We start from the raw sequence: 10,344 nt of genomic DNA on the forward strand, positions 1-10,344 counted from the left end.
GCAAGCGTGCTTCTAAATCAGCTAACTTTTGCCTTGTTCGGTGATAGTTTAACTACGTTTCATACCCCATTTTTGCACTGTTTTGATTTCAATTAATCGAAAAATATAATCGATAGCTAAACCCAAAATTGCAATCACCACCAATCCGGCAAATACGCGATCGGTTTGCAGGAAGTAGCGACTATTATTAATCTGCCATCCCAAACCACTAGTAGCACCCCCTGAACCAAACACTAACTCAGATGCAATCACAGTGCGCCAACCAAAAGCCCAAGCAGTTCTCAAGCCTGTTAAGATGTGAGGCAATGCAGCAGGGAGCATAATTTCTTGAATCAGTCTGAAACCATCTAGACCCAGATTTTTCCCCACCATAAGAACCGTTGGGTTGATGGTACTGAGTCCCATTTCTGTATTCAGGGCAATAGGCCAAGTTGTAGCATGGGCAGTAACTACAATAATAGAAACAGAAGTAAACCCAAACCAAATCATCACTAGGGGTAAAATAGCGATCGCAGGTAAGGGACTCAGCATCGAACTCATTACAATTAGCAAATCTTGACCAAAACGAGAAATTTTGGCGAAAGCTGCTAAAGCCGTACCTAGAATCACACCCAAGACCATACCAATAGATAACACGGACAAAGTACTGAGTGTTGCTTGCAGAAGTTTTTGACTCCATAAGTCGCGCCACAGTACCTCTAGGACTGCTATTGGGCCAGGAATGAGTAAGGCGGGAACTTGGCTAACCCATACATACAATTGCCAAAAAATCAATAGTCCGCAAAAAATTACTCCGCGCCTGAAAGTACTACTGGCTTTGAGTGAAGCATATAACTTATCAAATTTATTGGAATTTGCTGTTATTCGAGTCACAAATTTCATTCTCGAAAAGCCTCACGACGAGAATCATTGCTGAGTAAACTTTTTAAATAGGTAGCAACTTCGATAAACTTATTAGTGTTGATATCATTAATCTCTGCGGTATCAACAATTTCTTTGACAGTTCCAGGTACTGGTGTCATCACTAAAACTCGATGTCCCAGGTAAACAGCTTCTTGTATGGAATGGGTGATTAAAATGATTGTCAACCCTGTATTCTGCCAAATAGTATTGAGTTCGGATTGCAGTTGAGTCCGCGTCAGTGCATCCAAAGCGGCAAAAGGCTCATCCATCAGGATAACTTGAGGTTTTACAGCCAAAGCGCGGGCGATCGCTACCCGTTGTTTCATCCCTCCTGATAACTGATGGGGATACTTATTGATAGCTGCTGAGACTCCCACTAAGTCGAGATATCTGACAGCTTCAGCAATGGCGGCTTTACCAGCAGCTTTGCCTGTAGTCTCAAGGGCATAAACAACATTTTGCACCACAGTTTGCCAAGGTAGGAGTTGTTCAAAATCCTGAAAGACAACTATCCTATCTGGGCCAGGAACAGAAATGCGTTTACCTGCCATCAGTAATTCTCCGCTACTGATAGACTCAAAACCAGCGATCGCCTTTAAAAGCGTACTCTTTCCACAACCCGATGGCCCAATAATGACAAACTTTTCTCCTGGTTTGACAGCAAAGCTAACATCTTCCACAGCCGTAAATTTATTCTTACCTTCGCTGTAGCTAATATATACATTTTTTGCTAATATTAACGATTCTAAATTAACCATTAAATTAATCTCCCCCAGCACCTTTAAGCGGCGGTAAAATCAATTCATCAATTGATTTTGGTTGCTTATTTAACATGCCGATTTCATGCATAAATGCTGCACATTTAAGGAAGGCTCTTGGCTCAATTCCGTATGCCACTGCCTTATTCGTGAGCCACTTTTTATATTGCTCTTGTGAGACTTTTCCACTATCCATTTGTGAGAGGATTCTGGCCGCTTTATCAGGTTTTTCATTCACAAGTTTAGTAGCATCTACAATTGCAGTATACAAAGCTTTACCAAACTCAGGATATTGATTGTAAAATTTTTCAGTTGCAAATAGACTTGCTATGCTAGTCTTACCAAAAATATCAGAGCTTTTAATAATTACCCTACCACCTTTTTCAACTTCTTGAAATTCAAAAGGTGGTGTTGTAAAATGTGCATCAATTTGACCAGTTAACAGAGACTGTAACCCTAGAGGGTGAGCAATCACTTGCAGATTTTGATCGAGTGCTGTGGGATTTCCTAAGTCTTTTTGTGCTACCTTGCGTAGTACAATTGCCTGTACCCCATCTAAAGATGGTAAACCAATTTTCATTCCTGGCTTAAAATCTTTGATACTTTTGATATTGGGATTTTTCGTTATTAGCCAAAACTCACTATAGTTAAGAGAAGCTAATATTTTCCAGCCCACGCCTTTATCCCAACCTACGAGAAACGCTCCAGGGCCACTTGCACCAACTTGTATTTGATTAGCGATAATTCCATCCCTAATAGCTGCACCATTCGATAATTCTTGCCATTGAAATTGTGTCTTGGGAAATTGTTTTTCTAAAATTTGCTGCTGCTTGACGATAAGTAGATTAGCGTAATTCATTCCAGGTTGATAAGCAATTGTTATTTTGTCTGGTGCTTGTGAAGCAGTTTTATTACCAGAAGCACAAGCTACAAATACAAACGTCAATAGTGCTAATCCAATCAAGAAACTCCATGTTCTAAATATCTTGAATATCATCATTTTCAACCTTTTGTAAGAGATTTATGTTATTTTATAAGTTAAACGAAAGTATCACACAGCTAGCAGCAAAAGACAAGGTCTTTTCGAGAAATTAAATTTGGAACCTGGCTTTGTAATAACACTAGAGGTCACTCCCTTCGGGGAAGTCAAAAGTCACTTGTACTGAGCGCAGCCTCTCGTAGAGAAGTAAAAGTCAAAAGTCATAGGCATTGAGTTTGGTATCTGTGGAAAAAAATAAAGCTTTCCCAAATTTATTTGGGTCGTGCTGATCAAGTATGTAGGCCTGACTTTCCACATCCGGTGAAAAGTCAGATTAGCTAACGTAATATCAACTGATAATTGGGATTGTGTAATACATCTTGTGGCGACAGTAAGGCAATATGATTTTTGAGAATCTGCATTTATTGCTGGTTTGGCACTAGCAAAGCACCCACGAATCCTAATAAATTCACAGAGATGGGGTAAGTTCTAAAGAGGATCGATAAGTGCTTCTACTTGTACTCCTGCAAAGCCCCTAACTTCCGAATTCCTGGCCAAATCATCGCTGTAGCAATCACTACTACAATTGTGCCAATTCCACCACCCACAACTGAAATCACCGGGCCAAACAATGCAGCAGTCAAGCCTGATTCAAAGCCCCCCAACTCATTCGAGGCACTAATAAACACGCTATTGATAGCAGCAACCCGACCACGCAAATGATCCGGAGTTCTGATTTGAACTAATGTATGGCGAATCACAATGCTAATACTATCCAGTGCGCCACCAAGGGTTAACATCAACATAGACAGCCAAAAAGAACGAGAAAGCCCAAAGATAATTGTTACAACGCCAAAACCAACCACTGACCACAATAAGGCTGGACCTGCTTTGCGTAACGGTGGTAAATACGCTAGGGTAATCGCCATAGTCAAAGCACCAATGGAGTTGGCTGCCTGGAGGTATCCCAATTCCACTGGCCCCACATGTAAAATATCTTTGGCAAAGATGGGTAGCAACGCGATCGCACCACCCAACAATACAGCAAACATATCCAATGTAATCGCTGCTAAAATCAAGTGATTCTGCCAAACAAATTTAGCACCAGCTGACAGCGCTTTGAGTGAGATTGGCTCAGTTGAGCGAATACCTTTTTGCTCTTTAATCGCCAGCGTTAAAATAAAACACAGCAATGCAGCGATCGCTGCTAGCACATATACGCCTGTAGCACTTCCTAGCAAAGCGATGCCGAATCCCCCCAAGGCAGGGCCAATCACAGCGGCTAACTGAAAGCTACTACTATTCCAAGTAGCTGCATTCGTAAACACACTGACAGGTATCAACTGCCACATCAGAGCATCACTGGCAGGTCTGGAGAACGCCCTAGCGACACCTGTTAATACCAAGCAGGCGTAAATTAGAAAAATTGCACCTTGAGTATAGGAAAGCACTGCCAAAGCTAGGGAGCAGAGAGCTAGCAACATCACTGACAGTAACATGATGACTTTGCGATCGCGGCGATCGGCCACATGTCCGGTAATCAAGGTGAGAGCAATCATCGGCAAGACTTGCGCTAGCCCCACACCACCTAGAATGAGAGGTGAGTTAGTCCGCTCATAGAGTTCCCAGCCGATAGCTACAGTTTGCATTTGCGACCCTACGGACAGCACCAGCCGTCCAATGGTAAATAGCCGATAGTCTCGAAACTTCAGGGCTGCAAAGGGATCGTGCTGTACAACCTCAGATTTATGGGGATTTGAGTTCGGTTTTCTCGAAGACATTTTTTAGTAGAGTTAAGCCTTCTTCAATGTTGGAAATTTGTTCTTCTGTAAGACCTTTCAGGAGATCGGTAATATGAGCGCGAGTTTGATCTTGGGATTGCTTCAGATGATGCTTTCCATCTTCGGTCAAATTGAGCAGCACCCGCCGCCGCTCTTGAGGATGAGCGATGCGTTGCACAAAGTCGCGTTGTACCAAGCGTTCTATGGTTGCTGATGCTGTGGCAGAGGTGACACCTAAATGCTCTGCCAAATCAGATAATGAAGCACCAGGATTGCGGTTGATAAATGCCAGCGATCGCAACTGAGGTATAGATAAAAAGGCGGCACTATGGGCACGCATATCCGCTCGGATAAACCGCATCATTAATGGAACTGTGTCCATTACCCTAGCGGCACATTCTTCGGAAGTTGCACCTTGAGTAGGTTTATTCAAGGTCATGGGCTTGTTGTTCTCCTGATTAGATCGCCACCCGTGGATAAAGTTTTTCACCAATGATGGCTAAGATTATTAGTGTTAATAAGAGAATTGTACAATCCAGACCAAAGCTATAGATGCTAGTTCCATTGGGGATTACATTGCTACCCGTGGATAAAGTCGTCCACCGATGATCACCAAAACTGTTAATGTTAATAAGAGAATTGCCAAATCCCAACCAAACCCATAGACGCTGATTCCATCCACTAGCATTGTGCTGCGTAAGGCGTCAACCTGATAAGTTAAGGGATTTAAGTGGGAAACAAACTTTAACCAGTCGGGCATGATTGAGATCGGATAAATAGCATTGCTGGCAAAAAATAACGGCATGGTTAACATTTGTCCAATTCCGGTCATCCGCTCTCTGGTTTTTGCCAAACAGCCAATAATTAGTGAAAAAAGACAAAAGCAAGCCGCACCCAGCATCACTATCAGTAGCACTTGCCCAAAAGCTAGAGGATGGGGATTTAATTTTACACCTAAGACAAAAGACAATACATAAATTACTACTACCTGTGATAAGCACCGGACCCCACATGCTAGAGCTTTGCCCAAGACCATTGCTACACGGGGTGTAGGACTAGCAAGAAATTTATGGACAATCCCTAAATCTCGCTCCCAAATTAGTGTAATTCCACCGCTGAAAATAGCCACATTTAACACGCTTTGAGCGAGAATGCCAGCAGCCATAAAGTCTAAATATGGTAAGTTCCCTGTCGGAATTCCCCGAAGTTTGGAGAACACTTGCCCAAAAATCAGCAACCATAATAACGGTTGCACTGATCTGACTACTAAATCAGTGGGATCGTGGCGGAGTTTACGCACTTCCAACTCAGCGATCGCTAGGGTTTTCGTAACTAGCTCTTTAATTGCAGAGATCAGATTGGCTCGGACAGTAGGTGGTGTTTTAACCCAACCGTTGAGCAGTACGTCTGGTTCTTGCTGTGTCACGGTAGTTGACTCCTGATGTTAACTGGTCGCCTGTATAGTAAATAAAGACATCATCCAAAGTTGCGTTTGGCTTACCTAAAGAGGCTTTTAAATCGCTTGGTATCCCTGTGATAACGACTTCACCTTGTTGCATAATCGCCACTCGGTTACATAGGTTGTCCGCTTCTTCTAAAAAGTGGGTTGTTAAAAATATAGTTGTACCGTAATCAGCACAGAGTTGTTCCACAAGCTGCCATACTTGAGTCCGGGCGATGGGATCTAGTCCAACAGTCGGCTCATCTAGAAACAAAATTTTGGGTTGATGCAGAACTGATACGCCGATTTCCAGCTTGCGGATCATCCCACCAGAGTAGTTTCGTACCAAGCGCTGCGCCGCATCTTGCAAACCCATGTATTCTAGAATCTCATAGATGCGGCGATCGCGTCCTTTGGCAGGTATTCCATACAGCTTGGCGAAGATTAAGAGATTTTCGTAACCCGTAAGACTTCCATCAGCAGAGAGCGCCTGGGGGACATAGCCGATAGCCCGTCTCACAGGATTAGATTGGTGAGTCACATCATAGCCAGCTAAGGTTGCTTTTCCTGCACTGGGAGGTAGCAAAGTTGTCAACATCTTAATAACTGTACTTTTCCCTGCCCCATTGGGCCCAAGCAGGCCAAATACTTCACCCTGTTCCACAGATATGCTCAGGTTATTAACAGCCGTTAACTTGCCAAAACGGCGTGTGAGTCCGTGAGTTTCCAAAATCAGCGGTTTTGGCTCGCTAGGAGGTTGCGATCGATTTATTTTTCCCGTCAGTATTGTCACAAGTTTGATGCACTTCTAATAATTAGTTAAACTAACTATTAGCTTCTCAATATATTTGTCTGAAGTCAATAGACTTGTTACAAAAATCTGAATCAGAATTTAAACTATCAGTAGTGTAAGCGTAGCCTTTTTGATCTGCTGCGACTAAAATCATTTCCCCTTTGCCAGCAAGTAGCTTGGGAGCTGTTTGTCCTAGTCCGCCAAAACCTAGTACTCCCACACGAATTGTTTTGTTCGCTTGTTCTGTATTCATAGTCAATTTGTGGAGTGAAGTTAACAGCTTTCGTGTTTAGCGTCTTGGCTGATTGCTATAAAAGCTAATTAGGCTTTATTTCTATAGGTTCTGAAGCTGAAAAATGTGTTTTTTTACTGCAAAGTCTTTGTTGGTGATTTGGGATGTAGCGAAATTCCAACAGTGTTAATACTGTTATATTTTTGGTAACATTTATATAAAGTAGTATTGGATCGCGTACCTGATTAGGAGAAATTGATTTATGAGTTTGGAAGATATTGCTAATGAAGCCGTTGAAAAAGGTGCAGAAAAAACTTTAGGCATTAAAGACCTAAAGACGGTACGAGCGGTTGTAGAAACTGGTGGGGCCGCGGGCGCTGCTGTCAGTGCTGCTACAGGGTTATCTGTTGCAGCAACTTCAGGAGCAGGAATTACTTCCGGTCTTGCTGCGGCAGGTGGTGTGGTTGGTGGTGGCATGGCGGCGGCTCCTGCTGTATTGGCAGCAGGAGCCGCCGCCATGCTGGGGCAAAAATAATGAATGAAACTTTGTTCAAAGACCAACCAGATTTGTCTGAGGAAGAACGTGAAGCTCGTGCAGCTGCAAGAACAGCTACAAATATTGGGGCTGCTGCTGGTCTGGCTGGTGCTGGTGCTGTAACAGTAGCTGCTGGTGCTTCTGGTGCTGCAATTATGAGTACCCTTGCTGGTATTGGTGGTGTTGTTGGGGGAGGTGCAATTGCCGGTACTGCCATAGTTGCTGCTGCACCTGTTGCTGCTGCGGCAGCTATTGGATACGGGATATACAAACTTTTCGGCGGCGGCAAAGAATAGCATTAACTCAATTGAAAAAGTTGAATAAAATTCAATAAATACACCCTTGCCATGAATTAAATGTATAATATGTAGTAAGGAAATAAAATTGAAGTGCCTGTGTATTTTAAGCGCAAATAGCCCCTTAGGCTATAAAACTTAATTTGCACAGGCATTTTCCATGTTTATATTCCCTAAAATCTATATTTACTCTAAAAATAAAAATTATGTCTAATTTACCCAATCTAATCCCAAATGCAGAAAATGCAGTCGTTGATATTCGTAAACTGCGTGACTACTGCCTCAATCCAGAGCATGATGAAGGCAAACATAAAGCCCGTCTCTTTTCAGTAAGTCTGGGTATGAAGGATGAAAACGCTGAAGAATTGCGCCAGATTCTTTTAGAAGCAGTTAGAACTCAAGAAGTTAGTTTGGGACGACGTGATGAATTTGGACAACGTTACATACTAGATTTCAGACTCAAATGGCAAAATAAAAGTGTAACTATTCGCAGTGCTTGGATTATCGAAGAAGGTTCTGATGTCCCAAGATTAACAACCTGCTATCCTTTGTAATATCTGGAAGTGATAGAAAATGACTAAAAGTAGAATTGAGTTGCTGGATGTAGTAGCACTGACAGTTGATCTACCTGAATATAACCTGTACCGTGGTCAAGTTGGCACAGTAGTAGAATTATTAGCTGGTAGTGCTGCTTTTGAAGTGGAATTTAGCGATCGCAACGGGCGTACATACGAATCTGTCGGTTTACGCCCAGAGCAAATTATGGTATTACATTTCGAGCCAGCATCCCCTGATTCAGTCCCAGAAATGGTGACAGCATAAGCAACAGAAAGCGATGCTTTGGTTGGGCTACGTCTATGCATAATACACATAGAACATAATGCGATCGCCTATTGTAGTGTTGAGTGCGATCGGTTTACACATATAGCTGAAAGTGCGTAGTTTACTGCCGTAGGCATCGCATTAAAAATTCTTGAAAAGATTAAATAGGATAATAGCAAACTCAAAATCCTTTATGCACTGCTAGACGACAATCATTCAGAAGCACGTCAAGTTCTTTTACAACTTTCCAAGGATTTATGCCTTTGAACACAGCAGCGATCGCAGCCTCATAAGGATTTCTACCTGTTCTTCTGACAGCAGCTATTGCAGCTTGATTTGATAATCCTCGGACGCTAACTAGCCATGCAGCTAACACATGTCCAGTACGTCCAATTCCACCAGAGCAGTGGACAACGACTTTCTCATTTTGCTTATCTGCTTCTATTAAGAAAGGAAGTATTTTCTGTGTGAGGGTTTCTAAATCAGATAAATGGAAATCTGCAATTGGTGCCCAACAAACTAGCTGATTACCAAATTGCTGTTTGTAGTTGTCCAGAAGTTCAGAGTAATAAGCTAGCTGTTGATCAGGAAGCAGGCAGCAAACTCGCTTAATATCTTGACACTTCATGAATTCTATCCAATCTTGAACCTTCTTGTTAGTGTATCCAGGTCGTGCAGCACCAAAGACTACTTGTTCGTTTTCGCAAGCTGGGGCAAACTTATATATCTTTAACAGTCTGACTTCAGAATCTTGGAAGTTGCTCGTTGCAGCCATAAAATAGTTAGTTCTTTTTTGATGAAATAGAATACTTTGCCAGAGCCTTTAGGCGGTAAAATACATAGTATAAATCTGCATGGATGATATCACATTCGGATTAGATATCTCCAGAAATTAATTATACATTGCCTGAAATCCTTGGTAGCAGATGAAGCCTTTTCTCCATTCAAAAATACACAAGCAACATTTCTGGTTGACTCACTCAATGATTTTAGAGGAAGACTTATTCAGCAGCGTGGATTGATTCTGGCGGAACCGAATAAAGTTTCCACTAAAGTCAATATGCGACCGATGCATCCTGATGAAACAATTATTGAGTATGTTGAGTTCGCTTGATTAATTTTTAGCCCAAAAAGGATCTTGTATGAAGGCTACAATCAGACTAGCTAATGAAAGTGATGCCTTAAAAATGCTGGCAATTTATGCGCCAGTTGTCCGAGAAACTTCGATTTCCTTTGAGATAGAACCTCCTAGTGAAACAGAATTTCAAGGGCGCATCAAGAACTATCAACAGCAAATGCCTTGGCTGGTGTGTCAAATTAACGGTGAACTTCTAGGTTATGCTTATGCTACTCCCTACCGGACTCGTGCCGCTTACCAATGGTCTGTGGAATCATCAGTGTACGTAAATGTTCAGCATCGCAGAAAGGGAGTTGCTAAAGCCTTGTATAGTTCCCTTTTTCAGTTACTTCAACTCCAAGGATTTTACAACGTTTTTGCCGCGATCGCTTTACCTAATCCAGCAAGTGTAGCTGTGCATGAGGCTGTCGGTTTTTCACCTGTAGGTGTATTTTGCAGAGTTGGGTATAAATTTAGTGAGTGGCATGATGTCGGGTGGTGGCAACTATCTCTGCAACAAAAGCAACCGCTACCTGTAAATCCACCTCTTTCTTTGCTAGAACTTCAAAATTTGTCTCTGTGAGATAAAGCCTTAATACCAAGTTGCAATAGATAGTATTATTTAATGGAAGTAAAATTGGTGTACAGTGATGCCTCGGACTCGGATTAAGATCATTCCTCACCTGG

14 protein-coding genes and 1 pseudogene are annotated in these 10,344 nt (G+C 42.3%); 6 read left to right on the forward strand and 9 right to left on the reverse strand.

What is annotated here, in order from left to right:
* Nucleotides 1-48: 48 nt before the first annotated feature.
* The 8 genes and pseudogenes from V7K49_RS11580 to V7K49_RS11615 form a co-directional block, all read right to left on the reverse strand.
* Entirely contained in the window at nucleotides 49-873 is an 825-nt protein-coding gene (locus tag V7K49_RS11580; protein ID WP_335205618.1) for an ABC transporter permease, read from the reverse strand.
* 5 nt (nucleotides 874-878) lie between these two features.
* Nucleotides 879-1,661, reverse strand: coding sequence for an ABC transporter ATP-binding protein (locus tag V7K49_RS11585; RefSeq protein WP_335205619.1), 783 nt, complete (start codon nucleotides 1,659-1,661; stop codon nucleotides 879-881).
* A gap of 4 nt (nucleotides 1,662-1,665) precedes the next feature.
* Entirely contained in the window at nucleotides 1,666-2,661 is a 996-nt protein-coding gene (locus tag V7K49_RS11590) for an ABC transporter substrate-binding protein (protein WP_335205620.1), read from the reverse strand.
* A gap of 491 nt (nucleotides 2,662-3,152) precedes the next feature.
* The gene (locus V7K49_RS11595; RefSeq protein WP_335205621.1) at nucleotides 3,153-4,421 is read right to left on the reverse strand and encodes an MFS transporter; all 1,269 of its coding nucleotides are present in this window, start codon (nucleotides 4,419-4,421) and stop codon (nucleotides 3,153-3,155) included.
* Nucleotides 4,387-4,860 (reverse strand): MarR family winged helix-turn-helix transcriptional regulator, encoded by a 474-nt coding sequence (locus V7K49_RS11600; protein WP_335205622.1) that lies wholly within the window; start codon nucleotides 4,858-4,860, stop codon nucleotides 4,387-4,389. The genes V7K49_RS11595 and V7K49_RS11600 overlap by 35 nt, the downstream gene beginning before the upstream one ends.
* A gap of 132 nt (nucleotides 4,861-4,992) precedes the next feature.
* A complete protein-coding gene (locus V7K49_RS11605) occupies nucleotides 4,993-5,847 on the reverse strand; it encodes an ABC transporter permease (RefSeq protein WP_335205623.1) in 855 nt (284 codons plus the stop codon).
* Nucleotides 5,804-6,655 carry an ABC transporter ATP-binding protein gene (locus V7K49_RS11610; protein WP_335205624.1) on the reverse strand — a complete coding sequence of 284 codons (852 nt, stop codon included), beginning with the start codon at nucleotides 6,653-6,655 and terminating at the stop codon, nucleotides 5,804-5,806. The genes V7K49_RS11605 and V7K49_RS11610 overlap by 44 nt, the downstream gene beginning before the upstream one ends.
* 91 nt (nucleotides 6,656-6,746) lie before the next feature.
* Nucleotides 6,747-6,908, reverse strand: a pseudogene (locus tag V7K49_RS11615) (saccharopine dehydrogenase-like oxidoreductase); the annotation flags it as partial.
* A 241-nt stretch (nucleotides 6,909-7,149) separates the two neighbouring features.
* On the opposite strand from V7K49_RS11615, the gene V7K49_RS11620 reads away from it, so the two are divergent.
* From V7K49_RS11620 to V7K49_RS11635, 4 genes are all read left to right on the forward strand, one after another.
* Nucleotides 7,150-7,422 carry a hypothetical protein gene (locus V7K49_RS11620; RefSeq protein ID WP_335205625.1) on the forward strand — a complete coding sequence of 91 codons (273 nt, stop codon included), beginning with the start codon at nucleotides 7,150-7,152 and terminating at the stop codon, nucleotides 7,420-7,422.
* Entirely contained in the window at nucleotides 7,422-7,718 is a 297-nt protein-coding gene (locus V7K49_RS11625) for a hypothetical protein (protein WP_335205626.1), read from the forward strand. The genes V7K49_RS11620 and V7K49_RS11625 overlap by 1 nt, the downstream gene beginning before the upstream one ends.
* 206 nt (nucleotides 7,719-7,924) lie before the next feature.
* A complete protein-coding gene (locus tag V7K49_RS11630) occupies nucleotides 7,925-8,272 on the forward strand; it encodes a DUF6883 domain-containing protein (RefSeq protein WP_334871604.1) in 348 nt (115 codons plus the stop codon).
* Between the two features lie 19 nt (nucleotides 8,273-8,291).
* Nucleotides 8,292-8,540, forward strand: a complete 249-nt coding sequence (locus tag V7K49_RS11635; protein ID WP_334871605.1) for a DUF4926 domain-containing protein — start codon at nucleotides 8,292-8,294, stop codon at nucleotides 8,538-8,540.
* Between the two features lie 181 nt (nucleotides 8,541-8,721).
* On the opposite strand, the gene V7K49_RS11640 is transcribed toward V7K49_RS11635, so the two are convergent.
* Complete coding sequence (locus tag V7K49_RS11640; RefSeq protein WP_335205634.1) at nucleotides 8,722-9,267, reverse strand: protein-tyrosine phosphatase family protein; 546 nt, start codon at nucleotides 9,265-9,267, stop codon at nucleotides 8,722-8,724.
* Between the two features lie 189 nt (nucleotides 9,268-9,456).
* On the opposite strand from V7K49_RS11640, the gene V7K49_RS11645 reads away from it, so the two are divergent.
* Both V7K49_RS11645 and V7K49_RS11650 read left to right on the forward strand, forming a co-directional pair.
* A complete protein-coding gene (locus V7K49_RS11645) occupies nucleotides 9,457-9,654 on the forward strand; it encodes a hypothetical protein (RefSeq protein ID WP_335205627.1) in 198 nt (65 codons plus the stop codon).
* Between the two features lie 28 nt (nucleotides 9,655-9,682).
* Nucleotides 9,683-10,240, forward strand: coding sequence for an arsinothricin resistance N-acetyltransferase ArsN1 family B (locus V7K49_RS11650; RefSeq protein WP_335205628.1), 558 nt, complete (start codon nucleotides 9,683-9,685; stop codon nucleotides 10,238-10,240).
* Nucleotides 10,241-10,344 lie beyond the last annotated feature (104 nt).

It is taken from the genome of Nostoc sp. (genome assembly GCF_036919675.1).
Classification (GTDB): domain Bacteria; phylum Cyanobacteriota; class Cyanobacteriia; order Cyanobacteriales; family Nostocaceae; genus Nostoc.